Genomic DNA, 19,033 nt, shown 5'->3' with positions numbered 1-19,033 from the left:
ACAAAACTAGTGTCAGTCATGACTATATCAGAACATATCCATACCCTGCATAAACACCTGGCCAGCCTGGGGTTACAGCCAGTGCCACAGTCGACAGACGACCGGCAACCGGAAGTGTTTAAGGTATGCTTCTTAAATAAGTATGAAATGCAGCGGTGGAAAGAGCTGCAGGCTACAAAAGAATCAGAAACCAATCATACCATATTTCAGAACGATTCCTTAAAGGACGCGGTCTGACAAACTTTTCATAACGTGGAATTACAGGTTAAACGAAGACGGGTGCTATTGAGCACCCGTATTTTTTTATAGCTATTAGCCATTAGCTTTTAGCAAAAATGCAGCGAAGAACATATGATATGTTTCCGCTGCATTTTTGCTAAAAGCTAAAAGCTAATGGCTAAAAGCTAATAGCTATTTATTCTGTACATAGCTTTCCAGCGGTAACCGGTTGCTGATAGACCTTGCGAGCGTCATCTCATCAGCATACTCTAACTCGCCCCCAAAGGCAATACCACGGGCAATAGTGGTGATTTTTACCGGGAATTCTTTTAGTTTTTTAGAGAGATAATAAATGGTAGTGTCCCCCTCAATAGTAGGACTTACCGCCATAATTACTTCTTCCACACCCTGAAACTGTACTCTTTCCACCAGGGAATGCACATTCAGTTGATCCGGACCAATGCCGTCAATAGGAGAGATAATACCCCCCAACACATGGTATAAGCCATTGAATTGCTGGGTGTTTTCAATGGCCATCACATCCCGGATGCTTTCTACCACACATACTACCTGCCTTTGCCTGGAATGGCTGCTGCAAATACTACATATTTCTGCATCAGATACATTGTGACACACATTGCAAAACCGGATCTGCTGCCGCATACGGGCAATCACATCTCCAAACTGTTCCACCTGGGCCGTTTCCTGCTTCAGCAGATGCAATACCAGGCGGAGAGCGGTTTTTTTACCAATCCCCGGCAGTTTTGCAAATTCATTTACCGCGTTTTCTATCAGAGCAGACGAAAATATCATAGTGCAAAGTTAGGAATATTGCAGCGGCGGGAGCTCACCTGCTCCCGCCGCATTTTTTAAATACTTATTTTCTTAGGTAGGGTCCAGTTGGCTTTGAGGTTGATTTTTTCAATAACAATCACCCGTTCCGGCTGCTTCCTCGGCTTGGTATAATATTTACCCCGATCCCATTTGCCATTACCATTGGTATCCAGCAATAGTCTTACCTCGTACTCTCCTGGCGTAATAAAGCGCTGGCTCCATTTTCCGTTTACTACAGTACCGGAATATTTAACCGTTTTGTCCTGTACCAACTGCACTACATAATGCATGGAGCTATCGTTGATGGCGGATTTGGTGCTATCGCTGATATTCAGTTCCGTCAGGGCAAAAATGGAATAGTCGGATACTTTCTTGGTCCTGAACCGGATCGTATCTGCCCGGGCCAGGTGTTGCCCTGCGGTATCTGTAGGGCCATCGTTGGGAATAATCAGCCGGTACGGAGTGCCCTCTTTCCAGGGATAACCAATGGTCCACTGGGTTTTAGTGGAATCCATGGTATTGGTAAAGGTCACCGGGTTGTACGCGCTGTCTTCTCCCAAAATCACCCGGTTGCTGTCCAGGTTTCTGAGGGGCAGCGAAAACGTGATTTTCAATGGTTTGGGTAACTCCTGCATGCCACCTTCCAGGGAAGCGGTGGCTGTTAACTTAGGCAATTTCTTCTTTTTCTTTTCCTCGTCTTCCTGTTGAAGGTCAGTAGAATCAATTGGCTCTGGTGGCGGTTTTATGGTGCTATCTGTTTCCATAAACAGCAGCATGTTTACACCTGCCACATTGCTTTCTTTCAATACCAGCGGCGCTTCCACGAAGGCTATCTGTTCGGTAGGCTGGTTATATTGAAGGTCACGGTCTTCTTCTTTCAGGGCAAATATTTTATAGGCACCCGGCGCAATATTTTTAAAACGGAAAGATCCGTCTGCCCTGGTTTTGGCGTAGTATACCGGTTTCTCCTTGGAAACAATAGAATCTGTGAGGTCGCGATACAACATCACCGCCACGTTACTATCTACCTTACCATTCTCCGCATCTATCAGGTGGCCGGTTACCTGTAAGCTATCCAGGTAGTCGCCGGTAGACACTACGTATTGAAAGTCCTGCACAATATTCCGTTCATTAATATCCCGGATGGCATCCGCAAAGTTGAAGGTATACGTAGTATTGGCTACCAGGGTATCCTTGATTTCCAACGTAACGGTATGCAGCTTTGCAGTAACGATAGGTGGGCGTTTCAAGGTGGGAGACACAATCAGCTTGTCGTTCACATTGTCCAGTTCCACATATTCATCAAATATGAAGTATACCTTTTTACTATGAAAGTGAAGGGTAGAGTCGCGGGGCGTTACCTGGAGCAATACCGGAGGTAAACTATCCCTTGGTCCGCCACTGGGCGGTACAATGTTGGCGCATCGCGTAAATGAAATAGAAACGATAATAAACATCAGCCAGAAAACCCAGCTCCGGAAGAATTGATTCATATAACGAAGATAAAGCAGAAAGCAGAAAGCAAAAAGCTTAAAGCTACCGAAGCGAAGATAGGCGCATTTCTGCTATTTATATTTTATCCGCTTGTATCTTCGCTTCGGTAGTTTATGCTTTTAATCTTTTCTATGGCCACTATTTATTCACTACGGCACACGCAGATCATTCCCGCCTCTCCGGAAGATGTATGGAATTATTTTTCATCTCCCGCTAACCTGTCTCATATTACGCCTGCCAGCATGCGTTTTCGGGAAACCTCCGCTCCCCATACCGGCCAGGTATACCCCGGCCAGGTGATTACTTATACCGTGGCGCCCATAGCGGGTATTCCACTGGAGTGGATGACAGAGATTACCCATGTAGCCTATCTTGATTATTTTGTAGATGAACAACGGGTAGGGCCCTACCGCCTGTGGCATCATGAGCATCATTTTCAACCGACGCCGGGTGGCGTTAAAATGACAGACATCGTGCATTACAAACTCCCTTTCGGCTGGCTGGGGAGGCTTGCCCACTGGCTGTTTGTGAAAAAACAACTGGATGATCTGTTTGCCTACAGGCACCAGGTAATTGAGAAAATCTTTGGGCAGCCTACTGTTGCTCCGTAATAGTGCTGGTTAAATTATCTCCGGTAAATAATTTAAAAGTGCTTTTACCTGTTTTCGGTACTGCACCGAGCCACAAAGGCATAATAGAAGAGGAGCCTTTATCAGGGTTACTCACTGCCACAAAGTGCAGGGAAGCATTGTTGTTGGTATTATCGGAAGTGGCAGCGGCCAGCTGTATTTGGGTGCCATAATAAGTAGGTGGCATGGTAGCGGCTACCACTACCTGGGTGCCGAAGTCGGGCTGGTCAATGGTATTATTCATGGTTTTGGCCACACCGAAAAGGCTGTCGAAAGATGCCTGGTTATCAATCACCCAAAACGTAAGACTGTCTTTTACCTTGATCGTATTTTTCACGAAGTAACCAGATAATGGTTTCACATCCAGCGGGCTTTCCGCCGAAGCCTGTACATCCAGCGTTGTATCATTGTCCGTAGAATCGGTGCTTGTTTTTTTTCCGTTGTTTACGCAGGAAACAACAGCCAGGGTACAAATAGAAAGTACAAATAATTTGATGTGCATGGGAATATTATTTGGGTAAATAACGCTATTTGTCAATAATAGTTTTACGGGAGATAGGAATCAGCAGGGTAATGTTACCTACCGAATGTTTGCCCGTACCGCTCATCCACTCTGTACGTGTTTTCTGGGTATAAAGAAGACTCATACGGTTAATTACGATGCCAATGCCATAGTCCATACCGATAGACCAGCGCCGCATATGTGTTTGCCGGTTACCATCCAGTTGCTCAAAGTTAGTATCTTCCGACTTAAATATACCTCCCTGTAATAGCGCATTATAGGCCGTGAAGGTAAATTGCGGCCGCGCCATCACATATAGTTGAAACCTTCGGCGCACGGCAGTAGTCAGATCACGATTGCCGAAATAAGGATTAAAAAGACCATAACGGATATAAGACCAGGCGCCCACAGCGGTAGTCATAGTACCTGTTTTTGCGTTCAGGCCACCCAGTATTTCCAGGCTTTTTATGGGATTCCACAACATGGCTTCAAAGGTAAAATTGTAGTTGAGCAACGGCGCATTGGGTACCTGGTATTCCCAGCCACGCGGCGGCTGATATCCGATTAAATGATGAAAAAAGGTCTGTGATTCTTTGGCCAGCGCCCAGGGACCTAATACGCCAAATACCAGTTCTGAATGAAAGCTGTATTTCTTTTCGGGGTTGTAGGAGGTAAGTCCATGTGTGGCAAACAAGGCACCGGCGTAGTAAAAGTCGGCCGGAATGAAGCTACTGTCGGCGATCTGGTTAGGCGTAATCATCACCTGCATTAAATCCCATTCAAACACGTTGATGGCCTGCGGGCCGGCAGTGGGAAGTATCCATTTATCCAGGAAAGCTGATGATTTTTTTTTCATGTAAAGATAACCCACCTGGGAGCCGTTACTATAGCCTCGATCAGTACCCCGTCCCCACACATTGAAGAAGTCATCATCTTCGTATACCCTTAATTGTTTGGTAGCATCCTGGGTAATTTGCCCGGATGCTACCGCTATAGTGGCACAAAAGAATAGAAAGAGTAATAATTTCTTCACGCAGCAGATATTTAAGCATGCCGGAATCAGAAAACTTTGAATATCTCAAAAGCATCTTTTTCTAATTGTTCACGGTGATCCGGGTGTGCGATATTGATCAGGGCCTGCGCACGCTGTTTAAGATTTTTCCCCAGCAAATGAGCAATGCCATATTCAGTGACCACATAATGAACATGCGCCCGGGTAGTTACCACGCTGGCGCCGGGTTGCAGCCTGGATACAATACGGGAAATTCCTTTGCCGGTAACAGACGGGATCGCTATAATAGGTTTACCTCCTTGTGAAAGTGCTGCTCCCCGCATAAAGTCCATTTGCCCGCCTACACCACTGTATTGTCTGAACCCAATAGAGTCTGCACATACCTGCCCGAAGATATCTATTTCGATGGCACTGTTGATAGCAGTCACTTTGGGGTTTTTCCGGATAGTGGTAGGATTATTTACGTATTCCACGTCCATCAGCCGCATGATCAGGTTAGTATCCATAAAATCGTATAGCCGTTGACTGCCGATGGCAAAGCTGGAAATCAGCAATCCGGGGTGTACGGTTTTGTATTTGCCGGTAATAACGCCCCGTTCCACCAGGTCGATAATGCCATCAGAAAACATTTCGGTGTGGATGCCCAGGTCTTTATGGTCAGATAAACACTGTAATACGGCGTTGGGAATACCGCCGATGCCCATTTGCAGCGTGGCGCGGTCGTCTATCAGTGAGGCCACATGGCGGCCTATGGATAGTTCGATATGACTGGGAGGGTTAATCTGTTGGGCATAAATAGGGTAGTCCACATCTACAGCCGCGGTGATACGGGATATATGAATAACGCCATCGCCCAATACTCTTGGCATTTGTGGATTTACTTCTGCAATAATAATCCTGGCAACATCTACGGCAGCTTTGCTGATATCACAGGATACACCCAGTGTGCAGTAGCCATTTTTATCCGGGGGAGATACAGAGATAAGCGCTACATCGATGGGTTGTTCGCAGGTACGGAAATAGCGGGGTATTTCGCTGAGAAACATGGGAACGTAGTTAGCTCTTCCTTCATTCACTGCTTTCCGGATATTTTTACCAACGAAGAACGCGTCTATCTGAAAAGCATGGGCATGCTCCGGTTCGGCGTAGGGAGCCTCCCACTCGGTATGGATGCTAACGAGGCGTACCTGTTTTAGTTCGTGGCTGCGGGCGCTCATAGCGCGTACCAACTCTTTCGGCGTGGCGGCGGCAGTATGTATGAATACGGTTTGGCCTGACTGGATTAATGATACGGCTGCTTCTATTGATGTGTAGGACATGTTGGTAGTTTTCTCAAAATTATCGTGCAGTAGAAAAACTAACTATGAGCAAAGTCATATCGTAAATTTAACTTTATTATCTACCTATTGTCAACAACCGTGGGTGGGGAATTGTTGGACCTCAAAAGTAAAATAACGGTGATGAATACACTGAATTACAGGCTGGCGGAGGCTGCAGATATAGCGGCTATCCGGGAGGTTTCTATGCTGAGTTACGGACAGTTTGAAACCATGCTGGAGCCGGAGCATTGGGAAAAAATGAAACAAAATTTAAGCAATTTATCTGCATTGGAGGCGTTGATAAGTACAGCCACCACATTTGTATGTGAGGCTGGAGAGGAGTTGGTAGGCGTGGTATTCCTGGTGTATTCCGGCAAGGAAGATCCGCCATATCCGGCCGATTGGGCCAGTGTGCGCCGTTTGGGGGTACATCCTGCTTACAGGGGAAAGGGAATAGCCCGGCAGTTAACCCAAATGTGCATAGAACAGGCCACCACTAAAGGGGAGAAGATCCTTGGGCTGCATACCAGTACTATTATGCCGGATGCCCGGCATTTGTACAGTGATCTTGGATTTTCTATTGTGTGTGAGCTGGAACCCAGGCTGGGACAGCAATACTGGTTGTACCGGATGGATTTGCCCAAAAGTTGTCCATTTTAGTTTTATATGTTGATAAATTCATATTAGCTGTTGTGACGTCTACATGCTTTTATTTATTATTTTAGCATTCTTAAAACTTAGTACACAACTTCTTTGCGGCGTGATTTGGCACATATAAGTGAACAAGTGCTCATTGAGCGTTTAGTGATAGGGGATCCTGCGGCAAAAGAATTGTTGTACGATCGCTACGCAGGAGCACTCTATGCAGTAGTGCTGCAATTGGTACCAGTAAAAGAAAGAGCGGATGATGTAATGGTAAGAGTATTTACCTGGGTTTTTCAACATATCGGAACCTTTCATACATCCGGCTATAGAACCTTATTTGCATGGCTAATGCGTAAAACCAGAGAATTAGCCATTAGAGAAGCGCTCCCGGAAACTGCATTAACCGGATCTGCCCTGATGAAGCTGGAAGAGGGAGTATTACAACGATTTTATTTGATGCTGCCGGCTGATCAACAACAAGTGTTCCGGCTTAGTTACTTTAAAGGATTATCAATCACAACGATAGCACGCTTACTGGCATTGCCGGAAGAGCAAGTAAATGACATCCTGGGAGACGCTATGAAGTCTTTCAGACAATTCCTAAAAGATACGTGGAACTAAAATTCTACATAGAAAGCGGTATTATCGAGTCCTTCGTACTCGGCCTTGCTTCTGAAGCAGAAGTAGAAGAGCTGCAGCACATGAGACGACTGTATCCGGAACTGGATACCGAAGTGGAATTTGTGGAACGTCGCCTGGAAAGAGCCGCGTTCGACGAGCCAGCTATGCCTCCCATGGAAATACGCGATCGCGTATTGCAAAAGATCCGCTGGGAACAAGGACATGCCTACTCGGATCCTTCGTCCAACTATACTTTTATTAACATTCAGCCGAAAGACGGTAGCCATATCACCGTTCACCGTTGGTGGAAGATATTTTTCATTATCTTCTTTATCATGTCTAAAGTATTCCTCTTCCTGGCTATTTTTTATTATCTCAAATACCGTATGTCACAGGAGCAGCACAGCTTTAACCTCCACCAACCGGTTAAGCAGGAGCAAACATCTCCCAGCCAGGTGTAATTTTTGCAGTTGAAAAGCGTTATTTAAAAATATTTTCTCAATTTGAAATCCATGCATTCCGGATTTCACGTATCTATTGATATGGCATTTATTACTTATATTTTGTATCTGCCGATTTTGTAAAGGACTATTTTGAACATCAGTGATTATATAGAGAGTGGCATCATTGAGCGTTACCTGCTCGGCCTCACTTCACCTGAACAGGAGGAAGAATTATTCCGCTTACGGGAAATTTACCCACTGCTGGAACTGGAAGTAAACGCCGCCGAACTGCGGTTTGAAAGCAAATTGCTTGAAGAGGCAGTAATGCCGCCGTTGGTGCTGAGACATAACCTGCTACAACGCATTAAGGAAGAAAAGGGACAGCAACAGCGGAGCTGGGGTAACTATAATGAACACACGAATCCGGGCCCTACCTATATACACCTGGAACCTTTCTGGAACAGAAGAATTACCGTGAGCATGTGGTGGCGCTGTGCTTTTATTGCCATGGTGGTATTAACGATGGCCCTGGCAGCCAGTACCTGGTATTTTTTTCGCCGCACTGAACAACTGGAAAATGTACTCTTGAGGCTGACCATTCCCCAGCCAGCCCAAACACTTGCCCCTGTTACTCATTAAATACTACTTTCATTTGGTACGTTTCTTGTAAATGCTGAACTTGCCGCAGTATTCTTGCTGTTATAAAACCTTATTTGATAACTGCGTGTTGAATACTATGGCATTTAAACACACAAACTAATTTCCCATGAAAAAATTTTCATTTGCAGCATTATTGATGGCGATTGTAGCCGTTTTTGCAACTTCCTGCTCCCCGAAACAAGGCGTTACAACAGACATTAATAAGGCCGCCGTAAAAGGTAACTGGGTTTTAACCGATATTAAATACGAAGGCATTCCCGATAACGCTAAAGTAACTGTATTCGATGAAGCCAATGCAAAATGCTTTATTGGTAGCCAGTGGATATTCCCGGATAACTGGGCAGGTGCTTCTTACACCATTTCTTCTACAGAAAATGGTTGCAATGCAGTAACCCAGAATATTGCATGGACCCTCACCAAATCAGGTGGCGTTACCCAGCTGGGCTTCAAAAAGCTGTACAGCGGCGATAAAGCTAAAAATGTTACTACAGGCTACAGAGTAGACGTAGTAGGCGCTGGTAGCACCATGACCTGGAGAGCCAACGTAAACTTCGAAAATAAAAATGCAGCTATCATTTATACACTGCAGCGTAAATAAAAGACATAAACAACAAACGAATAAGGCGAATGACCAGCGCGGATATGTAATGATGCATCCGCCCTGGTCATTCGCTTTATTAGCTTTTCCTGTTGCGCTTTCTGCTTTAATTAATAGTATATTTAAACAGTTAATCATAAACTATGAGCGCGCACTCCCATTCCCAGATTCAGTTCCTGGCGCACGCCAGTTTTCAGATCACTACACCGGAAGGACATGTTATCCTGTTGGACCCCTGGTACACCAATAATCCGTTTCTTCCGGCCAATGTACAAGTGCCGGAGAAAATAGACCTGATATTGATTACACATGGGCATAGCGATCACCTGGATAGTAAGATTGTGGATATCATACGTACCAGGTCCCCTAAAGTGATTGCCAATCCTATTGTACGGTTTTACCTGTTAGAGCAGGGGATACCGGATCATGTGTTTGAGAAAATGAATGCCGGCGGAACTATCAATATCCTGGATGTAAAAATAACCATGACCAACGCTTTCCATTTTGCACATATCAATCTGCCAGATGGGAAAATCGGATATCCACATGCCACCAATGGGTTTATTGTGTGGACCAGTGATGATGTGTCTGTATACTATTCCGGCGATACCTCTGTATTTGGTGATATGGCGCTGATAGGAGAAATCTACGAACCAGATATCGCTATTCTGCCTATCGGTGACCGCTTTACCATGGGGCCACTGGAAGCCGCTTTTGCTATTCGCCTGTTGAAAGTAAAGCATGTAATCCCTTGTCATTATGGATCTATGGCTACACTCACAGGTACCCCGGAAAAGCTGGCAGCGCTGACAGAAGACATCAGTAAACTGGATATTCATGTGCTGAAACCAGGAGAGACATTGGATACCAGTATCATTAAATCACGATATCGGTAGCGAAGATTATAGTTGACGTCAAATTCCGTTTTATGTTACCCCTTAATACTGCACGCTTGTTGATGTATCCTTGCCGTTTGCCCTTGCTAACGGAAATATATTTGCGCCACCCGCATGCCGGAGAAGTGCTACAGGCTGCCATTCCGGATGAATGGCCACAGGACGATCTGAAGGAACAGTTGCCACATTTCATTGAGTTGTTGCAACATGATCCCAAATCATTTCCCTGGATGTTATGGATTATTGTATCCAAAGAAGAAAAAACCGTGATAGGACACACCGGCTTTAAAGGCCGCCCGGATAAAAATGGTGTTATCGAAATCGGCTATGCCATGTTACCTGCTTACCGCCGCAGAGGTTATATGCGGGAAGCCACTACCGCTTTGGTAGCATGGGCCTTTCAACAACCACATGTTAAAAAACTGATAGCGGAATGTGATGTTACTAATACCGCTTCCATGAAAGTATTACAGCACCTGGGGATGAAGGAAACTGCTTCGGCGGGCGAAATGCTGCACTGGCACCTGTTAAATAATTAGCGTTACCCTTACTCGGTCATATTTTGCTTCGCAAAACGGATAAATAGCTGGCAAAGCTTGTCCTGCAGCCCTTGTAAATACGTAAAATGCAGCTTTCGTACCAGTTTAAAATTCTTTATCGGTAAAATGGTAAACTCTCCCAGCTCCAATTCGCGCTGTACTGCCTGTAAAGAAATAAAAGCAGCACAGGGCGAATGGTGCAGGTATGATTTGATACTTTCCGTACTACCCATATACATGGCAATGTTCAGGTCAGTGATCTTTAGTTTGAGCCGTTTCAGTTCTTCTGTAATCACTTCCAACGTACCGGAGCCATGCTCCCGCATCAGCAGCGGAATGGTTTTCAGATCGGCAGCCGATAAGGGTTCGCCGTTACCGTAGCGGTGTTTTACATTGCCTATCAGTACAATTTCATCTTTGGCAAACTCCACATACTTCAGCAATGGATTTTTAGAACTGCCTTCTATGATACCCAGCTGAATACTTTTTTCAAACAGGGCCTGTTCTATTTGCTCGGTATTACCGTTGGTGAGCGATGTTTTTACATCGGGATACCGCTGGTTAAATTTAGCCAGCAGGGGAGGAATCAGGTATTGCGCAATGGTAGTACTGGCACCTATAGGCAATAGCCCGCCCTGCATATGTTTCAGCTGATTAACGTCGTATTCCAGGTTGCGGTAATCAGTGAAAATAATTTCCGCATGGTGCATCACCAGTGTACCGGCGCGGGTTAGTTTTATTTTGTTGCCGATTCTTTCAAACATCGCCATTCCCAGTTGCTGTTCCAGTTCATGTATATGTTTGGTAACAGCAGGTTGCGAAATATACAACTCCTCTGCAGCTTTAGTGAAGCTAAGACGTTTGGCGACGGTATGAAATACCTTGAGTCTGAAATCGAACATGCAATAAAAATACAAAATAACCTTACATCTCTGGTGGCGTAAAACCAAAGTGTTTATAAATACCTTGTCCGGATGGTCCCAGCAGGAAGTTCATGAAATCCTTTGCGGCTTCCGGATGTGGGGCACTTTTCAGCACACCAGCCCAATAAGACGCCTGTATGTTTTCCGTTGCCGGTACGCTGATCAGCTCCACCGGATGCCCGATCATTTGCTGATAATAAGCTTCTGTAAACCACACAGGGCCTGCATCTGATTGTTGATAAAGGATGCGTAAAGGTGTTTCCCGATGATGTATTTTAGTGAGATAAGTACCACCGCTGTTCACCTTTGCCTGCATAATAGCCTGTTGCAATGCGGTACCTCCCGCCTTTACATAAGCCTCTTCTATGCGCTTGCCAATGCCTTCCCAGGCGGGATTGGGCATGCTAACCCTTACATCCTTACGAGCCAGGTCAGAGAGGCGGTTTACTTTTTTGGGATTGCCTTTATGTACCATAATGGCCAGCGTGTTTCCTGCATAATTTTTCACCAGGGAGAAGCTATCTTTTAACTGATCTATACGGCTTTTGCCAGCGGTGTAGATGTCGGGTTGCACGGCTATCCGCAGGTTCCCGAGCACCAATGAACCGGTGAGGATTTGTTGAGCCAGGATGCCCGGTGGCAGCGTCTCTGCAAATACCCGCTGATATTGCGGATAAGCTTTCTTAAAGTCGTGGATCAGGGAGTCAATGACCATAAACTGGTTGCCGGCAAAAAAGATGACCAGTTGCGGATTAATAATGTCGCCGTATAAGTCTGGTACGTTATCAATGCCCGGTACCGTAAACGATACACCGGCTGCCGGCGGCGTGTTCCAGGGTGGGTCAAAGCGATGATCCTGGGCATGCAGCGCCCCCGCCAATAGCACGGTGACCATCAGCGCAATTGCAAAATATTTCATGATGTTTTCGTTTATGGGTGTACGTAAGACCAGCCTTCGGCTTGTTTCATAATTAGTTCGCCGTTACCACTGGGGGTATATTGAATGAAGGGAAACAATTCTTCTTTGCTGATATTTCTCTCCCGCATAGTGTTTTCACATTCTACCAGTAATACGCCTTTGGTCCGCAGTTCCTGTAGCAACGACTCGTAAGGATGATCCTTTTTATAAGCGGTAACGCCGCCACCATGGGCCACCAGCTCAATGGTCACTTTGCCTTGCAGGCGCGGATCTTCCACGGCGTTCTTTATGTTTCGGAGGGTGTTGCGGATGGTTTTATCATCATCGCTGTTGAGCTGGTAAATGGCTTTGTACTTCGTTTTGCGCTGGCTCATGGCGTATTGCGTGCCAAGAATACTAAAGAGACAGAGCAGGAGCATTACTTTCTTCATGGTTCTTCTATTGTTTAGCGATTAATGTGGTTGGTTTTAAAGGGTCCGTATTTATGCTGTTGTTCTGATAAGGCATCGGCGTAAGGCCCAAACGGGAAGTCGATTGGTTTTTGATCAACGTTGTGCCAGTCGGCCGACTGATCTTTATGCGGCCTTGGCTGTGAATTGATAAAGGCGGCTACATCCCAGGCCTGTTCATCCGTGAGTAGCGGGTTGTTATAGTCTACGCCGAAGGGCATATTGTATTTCACATAGCCGGCAAAGTTAGACAAACGATATAGTCCTGCTCCATCATTGTAACTATGTGGCCCCCATAATGGCGGATAGGTGTAGGAGATATCATCTGCTGCTTTTATGCCTTCCCCGTTGCCTCCATGGCAGGTCTGGCATTGCTGCTGATATACCAGGGCGCCTTTCGCCGGGTCTGCTGCACGGGCAAGATAATCGGGCTTACGGATACCGTTGCCGTCGGGTGTGGTATGAGGAGGCACTTCGCTGCCCAGCCATTCAATATAGGCTTTTATGGCCAGCATTTCTTTGCTGTTGCTGTCTGGTGCCACGCCATTCAGGCTGCGCTCAAAACAGTCGCTGATGCGCTTGTTGAGCGTTTCTGTGCTGTTGGACCTGGCCCTGAATTTCGGGTAGGAGGCGGCTGTACTGCTGTAGTTGTTACCAAAGGGTTTAGTGCCTGCCTGCAGGTGACAGTTTTGGCAATTCATGCCATTGGTCATGGGTTGTACGCTGCCTTTAGGCCCCAGGTACCGGGCGGTTTCACTGATAAGTGATCGTCCGTAAAGAATAGCAGCGCCCTTTTCCCCGGGGGGAATGGTGGAGATAGCCGGCGGACTCCATACAGGAGTTGGTGCAGCTGCAGCAGTGGCGGTTGGCGCACTTAATTTGTCAAAAGAGGTCAGGTGGCGCGTGCAAAGCATAAACGTTTCGATACCGACCAGCATCACTAACATAAGCAAACAAGCAAAAGATCCGGATAGGATCCGCTTATAACGTTGAATCGTGTTGGGTTCCATTTAAATTACAGGTTGGTGGATTACGACACAAATGTAGTCCGCCACCAGAGCGAAGTCAAATAACTAATAACTATTAGTAATAACCAGAAGTTATTGACAACAGGTTAAAAAAAGCATCCGGTTAAAAGTAGAAAAAATGCTTTTAAATAGAAATATCCGTGTTATCAGCGGTCAAATAAGGGTATAAGCAGGAAGGTATCTGCATAAAAAAGGAGGTATCCTGTGATACCTCCTTTTCAGAATGAGTTATTTAGTGCAGTTGAAGGTCAGCTTATGCTTTCTTATGTTTTCCTGCATTTTTGTTATTGGCTTTGTAGCGCATGTCAGGAGTGCCATCTTTCTTGGTAGGTCCTGCTGCTGGAGCGGCTGCGGCAGTTTTGTTTTCTTTAAAACGTCTGTCCGGAGTACCGTCTTTTTTTGTTTTAGACGCAGCGGTAGCCGGAGCGGTTTCTGCTTTCTTTTCTGCTACGGCAGCTTTCTTTTCAGCAGCAACTGTTTTTGCTTCTGCTTTCTTTTCAGCGTTAGCTTTCTTTACTTCTGCTTTCTTTTCGGCAGTAGCAGCTTTCTTCTCTGTTTTAGCCTTTACATCTTTAGTTGCAGTGGCAGGTGTTTGCGCCATTGCTACGGTTAAACCCATAAACATGGCCAACAATCCGGTGAGGAGCTTTTTCATATCAAATATGTTTTATGAAAATTTAAGCCTTTTTTCTCATTGATGTATCCGCTACCAGCCATTTTAAGCAATATTTAATAATTAATTTTTCTCTACCCACATGCCATTTTCACGGATCAGATTAATCAGTTCATTCACGGCAACGTCGCTGTTAAGGCCACGTTTCACGATTTCCTTGCCTCTGTAAAGGGTGATTTTACCCACGCCACTGCCTACATAGCCGAAGTCCGCGTCGGCCATTTCGCCGGGTCCGTTTACGATACAGCCCATGATGGCGATTTTCACGCCTTTCAGGTGATGAGTCACTGCCCGGATCCTGGCGGTAGTTTCCTGCAAATCAAATAGGGTACGGCCACAGGACGGACAGGAGATATATTCTGTTTTGGAAATACGGGTACGGGTAGCCTGCAAGATGCCGAAAGCAATGTTGTTTAACGTAAGCGGGGCAGGTGTTCCCACCGTATTGCTTAACCATAAGCCATCCCCGAAACCATCTAAGAGCAGGGCCCCGGCTTCAGTGGCATGATGGATCAGGTGTTCATCTGCCGAAGGCTGATTACTGATACTATGGATGATGACAGGAACTTTAATATCGTTTTCCAGCAACGTGATGAATAGGCGCCGGATAGCAGCCATGGCATTACTGCCGGTAGCAGTGGCTACCAGCACCGTGTTGGCGGCTACTTCGGGCCGCGACAGGTAGCGCAACAGCTCCATATGCGGCAGAGCATCCTGCTCCTGGTAATTACAGTTGTATGCTACAAAGTTTAAGGGGGCTCTTTTGTCAACCTCACATGCCTGTATATATTCCCGTGGGGTGAAATAAGGCACCAGTTCTGGTTTGTTTTCAAGACCATTCCAGTACGCGGCATCTACCACCACCCGCAGGGTACCTGGTAATCCAAAGGCAGGTACCTGTTTGCCGGTGTAGATATAATCTGCTGCAGCATCTCCGATGTTCCATTTATCACTTGGTTCGTCATATTGGTAGCCGATGGCGGTCAGGTCAGTTGGTTGCAATGCCGTTGTATGGCTGTAATCTGCCACCACCACAGGCACATGTTTTTCTCCAATATTCTCTACCGGCGTGGTTTCCCGGCGTTGATAAGAGAAAGGAGAGTAGGGGACATTTGCTACCGCCGGAATCTTCGTATAGTCGACCCGGTTAGTATAGCGCTTCACAATATCTTTACATACCGGCAGTTCAAATTCAGGATCTTCTGTGAGTGATACGCGAATAGTATCACCTACACCGTCTTCCAGCAATGTACCAATACCGATAGCTGATTTAATACGGCCATCTTCACCGTCGCCGGCTTCCGTTACGCCCAGGTGCAGCGGGTAGCAGTGGCCCAGTTCCTGTTGCATGGTTTGTACCAGCAAGCGGTAAGCCTGCACCATCACCTGTGGGTTGCTGGCTTTCATGCTCAGCACAATATTGCGGTAGTCCAGGTGTTCTGCAATACGCAGAAACTCCATGGCGCTTTCCACCATACCCATGGGCGTATCGCCATAGCGGCTCATGATACGGTCGCTCAGGGAGCCGTGGTTAGTACCAATGCGCATGGCAGTACCGTATTCCTTACAGATTTTTACCAGGGGAGAAAAGCGTTCGCGGATGCGATCAATTTCTTCCTGGTATTCGCTGTCGGTATAATCTATTTGTTCAAATTTCTTTTTATCTACATAGTTCCCAGGGTTCACACGTACCTTTTCTACGATGCGGGCCGCTATTTCGGCTGCATTAGGGGTAAAATGGATATCTGCCACCAATGGAACCTGGTAGCCTTGTTTGCGTAGTTCGTTTTTGATCACCAGCAGGTTATCCGCTTCTTTCTTACTGGGGGCAGTAATACGCACCAGTTCTGCACCAGCTTCAATACAACGGATGGTCTGCGCCACAGTGGCGGCAGTATCCATGGTGTCGGTAGTAGTCATGGTTTGAATGCGGATCGGGTTAAAATTTCCGATAATAAGATCTCCCACCTTTACTTCCAGTGTGGCCAATCGCTTGTATTCTGTCAGAGAGTCGCAATAAAGTTGCATACGTTTTTTTGTTTTCCTGCGGAAGCAAAGTTAGTAAACATGGCCAGCAAATAGGCCATATGGCATGTCATATGCCAGAAAATTTTGCTACAGCTTAAAGCTACATTAAATTCCACGAACGGCAGGTACAGGGGAGGGATAAAAACGTAAATTTGAACTCCTTATGTTACTGAATAAGCCTGTAGATATACCGTACCAGCACCTGCCATTCAAAGGGCAGTTTAATGTAGCTCCATTGGGTGCGTTCCGCAATGAACTTACCGATCAGCCGCACCGGCACGATCATTTCCAGATTCTTTGGTTTGTTAAAGGAAAAGGCAGGCATATGGTGGATTTTGTCTGGTATGATGTGGAAGATAATATGATTTTCCTGCTCAGACCCGGACAGGTACACCAGCTGGATTGTGAGCGGGAAGGGCATTTCCTCACGTTCACGGAGCAGTTTTATTTCACTAACAAACATGATAAGGAAACCCTTTACGATTTTACCACACTTTTCGATAACTGGCATGGATACAGTCCCATCAGGATCAGCGATAGCACTACTTCCTCACTGCATGGATTAGTGGAGTTGATGAGCCGGGAAAAAAGTTGTGCACCTCATTGCAGCCGGGGTATTGTAAAACATTACCTGAATGCCTTCATGCTGCTGGCTGAACGGGAAAAGAAACGCAATGCTGCTGAAACCATGATGCCGTTAACCCACGATGCCCGCGTAGTACAGCTTCGGCGCCTGCTGGAGCAGCATTATCACAGCGAACACCAGGTGACGTTTTATGCCAATGCTTTCGCCCTTACACCAAAAAGACTGAATGAAATTACCAAAGGTTCGGTAGGTCGTACCGTTACCGAATTATTACACGACCGGATTGTACTCGAGTCCAAACGCAACCTGGCGTTTAGTCACAAAAGTGTCAAGGAAATCTGCTATGAGCTTGGATTTGAGGACCCTGCCTACTTTAGCCGTTTTTTCAAAAATAATACAGGTATCTCTCCACAGGATTTCCGGGACATGATGTTCAAATAGTACAAGTCAATAGCTGAATTGTCCTAACACCTGCCCCTCACCCCGGTTTATATTTGCATACTTATTTGCCAAGGCCCATATCAAACGGCTTTTTTTAGACGCTATAGATTATTATATGAACATCTGGAAACCGCTTTGCCTGCTGGTAATGGCCGCAGGCTGCAGTTCAGCGGCTTTGATGGGACAAACCCGCCCGCTCACCTTGCAGGAAGCACTACAAACAGGACTGAAGAATTATCAATCCATTAAGGCAAAAGAAAACTATGCTAAAGCAGCTACAGAAAATATCAGTGCAGTAAAGAGAGAGTATTTACCCGACCTGAATCTTTCCGCGCAAAATAGTTACGGTACTGTAAATGGAGAAAATGGCCCCCAGTGGGGATATAAAGGCTGGAGTACCGGCGCCTCCGGTCCGGCTCTGCCCACCCAAAACTGGAACTCCGCTTTTGGAGGACTTTACCTCGCCAACATCAGCTGGGACGTGGTAACCTTTGGACGGCAACATGCCAAAGTATTGGCTGCCAAAGAACAGTTGAATACCAACCGCGCCGACCTGGAACAGGAAACATTTGAACAACAGGTACGTATTGCCGGCGCCTATCTCAACCTGCTGGCAGCACAGCGTTTGAGAGGTTCTATGGAATCCAACCTGAAACGTGCACAAGACCTGCAGCACATCATTGTAACCAGGGCATTGAACGGGCTCACCGCCGGAGTAGACAGCTCCATTGCCAATGCAGAAGTATCCAAGGCGAAATTAACCCTGGTAGATGCACTGAATTATGAAAACGCACAAAGCAATAAGCTGGCGGAAATGATGGATGTACCGCCGCAGGACTTTATACTTGACACCACCTTCGTTACCAAAATACCGAATCAATTGCTGGAAACCGTATCCGCAAAGGATTCTGTGTCGCTGAAAGAACAGCCGCTGCTGAAATTATTTGGTTCCCGCGTAACACTCAGCGAAGCTAATCAGCAATTACTCAGCAAAAATGCGATGCCCCGCCTGTCGTTTATGGGCGTGTTGCAGACCCGCGGATCCGGCTTCGATTACGACTATAATGCCGCCAACCTGAGTCATTACAGCCAGGGATATTGGACGGGTGTAAAACCGCAGGTAGGCAACTACCTCGTTGGATTGAATCTTTCATGGACGGTAACAGACCTCTGGCGCACCCATGCACAGGTAGCGCGTCAGCATTATACCACAGAAGGATTAAAAAATGAATATAATCAAACGTATAGCCGACTGCAACATCAACTGCAGTTATCTGAACAGCAAATAGATAATGCAGTGAAGAAATACCGGGAAGCACCCGTTGGCCTGAAAGCCGCCAGCGATGCCTTTCTCCAGAAAAGTACCCTATACGAAAACGGATTATCCAATATCGCTGACCTGGCGCAAGCCCTGTATAATATTAACCGGGCAGAAACAGACAGGGATATTGCTTACAACGGCGTATGGCAGGCAATACTTTATAAATCAGCTACTGTAGGGGATTTGCAGCTGTTCCTGGGCCAATTATAGCATTGAGCTATTAGTTACTAAAAGCTAGAAGCTAATAGCTAACG

22 protein-coding genes are annotated in these 19,033 nt (G+C 46.2%); 11 read left to right on the top strand and 11 right to left on the bottom strand.

Annotated elements, in window-relative coordinates; all coding sequences use genetic code 11:
- Positions 1-18 precede the first annotated feature (18 nt).
- Positions 19-237, top strand: a complete 219-nt coding sequence (locus J7623_RS24980) for a hypothetical protein (protein ID WP_291925688.1) — start codon at positions 19-21, stop codon at positions 235-237.
- 174 nt (positions 238-411) lie between these two features.
- Here the strand turns inward: J7623_RS24980 and recR are convergent, their stop codons facing one another.
- Both recR and J7623_RS24970 read right to left on the bottom strand, forming a co-directional pair.
- A complete protein-coding gene (gene recR / locus J7623_RS24975) occupies positions 412-1,032 on the bottom strand; it encodes a recombination mediator RecR (protein ID WP_291925686.1) in 621 nt (206 codons plus the stop codon).
- A gap of 56 nt (positions 1,033-1,088) precedes the next feature.
- Complete coding sequence (locus tag J7623_RS24970; protein WP_291925684.1) at positions 1,089-2,546, bottom strand: Ig-like domain-containing protein; 1,458 nt, start codon at positions 2,544-2,546, stop codon at positions 1,089-1,091.
- A 132-nt stretch (positions 2,547-2,678) separates the two neighbouring features.
- Between J7623_RS24970 and J7623_RS24965 the strand changes: the two genes are divergently transcribed.
- Entirely contained in the window at positions 2,679-3,158 is a 480-nt protein-coding gene (locus J7623_RS24965) for an SRPBCC family protein (protein ID WP_291925682.1), read from the top strand.
- Here the strand turns inward: J7623_RS24965 and J7623_RS24960 are convergent.
- Genes J7623_RS24960 through J7623_RS24950 form a run of 3 tightly spaced genes read right to left on the bottom strand, consistent with a single transcriptional unit; the run spans position 3,142 to position 6,009 of the window.
- Positions 3,142-3,678: a hypothetical protein gene (locus J7623_RS24960; RefSeq protein ID WP_291925680.1), complete on the bottom strand. Its 537-nt coding sequence runs from the start codon at positions 3,676-3,678 to the stop codon at positions 3,142-3,144. The genes J7623_RS24965 and J7623_RS24960 overlap by 17 nt on opposite strands.
- A 25-nt stretch (positions 3,679-3,703) precedes the next feature.
- Complete coding sequence (locus J7623_RS24955) at positions 3,704-4,711, bottom strand: lipid A deacylase LpxR family protein (RefSeq protein WP_291925678.1); 1,008 nt, start codon at positions 4,709-4,711, stop codon at positions 3,704-3,706.
- Positions 4,712-4,737: 26 nt separating this feature from the next.
- Positions 4,738-6,009, bottom strand: coding sequence for an acetyl-CoA hydrolase/transferase C-terminal domain-containing protein (locus J7623_RS24950; RefSeq protein ID WP_291925677.1), 1,272 nt, complete (start codon positions 6,007-6,009; stop codon positions 4,738-4,740).
- A 141-nt stretch (positions 6,010-6,150) separates the two neighbouring features.
- Between J7623_RS24950 and J7623_RS24945 the strand changes: the two genes are divergently transcribed.
- The 7 genes from J7623_RS24945 (at position 6,151) to J7623_RS24915 (ending at position 10,411) form a co-directional block, all read left to right on the top strand.
- On the top strand, positions 6,151-6,669 hold the full coding sequence (locus J7623_RS24945; RefSeq protein ID WP_291925674.1) for a GNAT family N-acetyltransferase: 519 nt from the start codon (positions 6,151-6,153) through the stop codon (positions 6,667-6,669).
- Positions 6,670-6,774: 105 nt separating this feature from the next.
- Positions 6,775-7,275 carry a sigma factor-like helix-turn-helix DNA-binding protein gene (locus tag J7623_RS24940; RefSeq protein WP_291925672.1) on the top strand — a complete coding sequence of 167 codons (501 nt, stop codon included), beginning with the start codon at positions 6,775-6,777 and terminating at the stop codon, positions 7,273-7,275.
- Complete coding sequence (locus J7623_RS24935; protein ID WP_291925671.1) at positions 7,266-7,736, top strand: hypothetical protein; 471 nt, start codon at positions 7,266-7,268, stop codon at positions 7,734-7,736. Before J7623_RS24940 ends, J7623_RS24935 begins: the two co-directional genes overlap by 10 nt.
- A gap of 132 nt (positions 7,737-7,868) precedes the next feature.
- Positions 7,869-8,357: a hypothetical protein gene (locus tag J7623_RS24930; protein WP_291925668.1), complete on the top strand. Its 489-nt coding sequence runs from the start codon at positions 7,869-7,871 to the stop codon at positions 8,355-8,357.
- Positions 8,358-8,484: 127 nt separating this feature from the next.
- Complete coding sequence (locus J7623_RS24925) at positions 8,485-8,976, top strand: lipocalin family protein (RefSeq protein ID WP_291925665.1); 492 nt, start codon at positions 8,485-8,487, stop codon at positions 8,974-8,976.
- Positions 8,977-9,119: 143 nt separating this feature from the next.
- The gene (locus J7623_RS24920) at positions 9,120-9,872 is read left to right on the top strand and encodes a metal-dependent hydrolase (RefSeq protein ID WP_291925663.1); all 753 of its coding nucleotides are present in this window, start codon (positions 9,120-9,122) and stop codon (positions 9,870-9,872) included.
- Positions 9,873-9,904: 32 nt separating this feature from the next.
- On the top strand, positions 9,905-10,411 hold the full coding sequence (locus J7623_RS24915) for a GNAT family N-acetyltransferase (RefSeq protein ID WP_291925660.1): 507 nt from the start codon (positions 9,905-9,907) through the stop codon (positions 10,409-10,411).
- Between the two features lie 8 nt (positions 10,412-10,419).
- On the opposite strand, the gene J7623_RS24910 is transcribed toward J7623_RS24915, so the two are convergent.
- The 6 genes from J7623_RS24910 to ispG form a co-directional block, all read right to left on the bottom strand.
- Complete coding sequence (locus tag J7623_RS24910) at positions 10,420-11,313, bottom strand: LysR substrate-binding domain-containing protein (RefSeq protein WP_291925658.1); 894 nt, start codon at positions 11,311-11,313, stop codon at positions 10,420-10,422.
- 22 nt (positions 11,314-11,335) lie between these two features.
- Complete coding sequence (locus J7623_RS24905; RefSeq protein ID WP_291925654.1) at positions 11,336-12,253, bottom strand: substrate-binding domain-containing protein; 918 nt, start codon at positions 12,251-12,253, stop codon at positions 11,336-11,338.
- Between the two features lie 11 nt (positions 12,254-12,264).
- Entirely contained in the window at positions 12,265-12,684 is a 420-nt protein-coding gene (locus tag J7623_RS24900) for a DsrE family protein (protein ID WP_291925651.1), read from the bottom strand.
- Positions 12,685-12,698: 14 nt separating this feature from the next.
- Complete coding sequence (locus J7623_RS24895) at positions 12,699-13,616, bottom strand: c-type cytochrome (RefSeq protein WP_291925647.1); 918 nt, start codon at positions 13,614-13,616, stop codon at positions 12,699-12,701.
- Between the two features lie 367 nt (positions 13,617-13,983).
- The gene (locus J7623_RS24890; protein ID WP_291925644.1) at positions 13,984-14,385 is read right to left on the bottom strand and encodes a hypothetical protein; all 402 of its coding nucleotides are present in this window, start codon (positions 14,383-14,385) and stop codon (positions 13,984-13,986) included.
- A gap of 81 nt (positions 14,386-14,466) precedes the next feature.
- Positions 14,467-16,431, bottom strand: a complete 1,965-nt coding sequence (ispG, locus tag J7623_RS24885) for a (E)-4-hydroxy-3-methylbut-2-enyl-diphosphate synthase (protein ID WP_291925641.1) — start codon at positions 16,429-16,431, stop codon at positions 14,467-14,469.
- A gap of 163 nt (positions 16,432-16,594) precedes the next feature.
- Between ispG and J7623_RS24880 the strand changes: the two genes are divergently transcribed.
- Together J7623_RS24880 and J7623_RS24875 are read left to right on the top strand one after the other, a co-directional pair.
- Positions 16,595-17,458, top strand: a complete 864-nt coding sequence (locus tag J7623_RS24880; protein WP_291925638.1) for a helix-turn-helix domain-containing protein — start codon at positions 16,595-16,597, stop codon at positions 17,456-17,458.
- A gap of 115 nt (positions 17,459-17,573) precedes the next feature.
- The gene (locus tag J7623_RS24875; RefSeq protein ID WP_291925635.1) at positions 17,574-18,989 is read left to right on the top strand and encodes a TolC family protein; all 1,416 of its coding nucleotides are present in this window, start codon (positions 17,574-17,576) and stop codon (positions 18,987-18,989) included.
- Positions 18,990-19,033 lie beyond the last annotated feature (44 nt).

The organism is Chitinophaga sp. (assembly GCF_017745275.1).
Classification (GTDB): Bacteria; Bacteroidota; Bacteroidia; order Chitinophagales; family Chitinophagaceae; genus Chitinophaga.
Note: the sequence above shows the minus strand (reverse complement) of the source record. Positions and strands in the feature narration are given on the sequence as shown.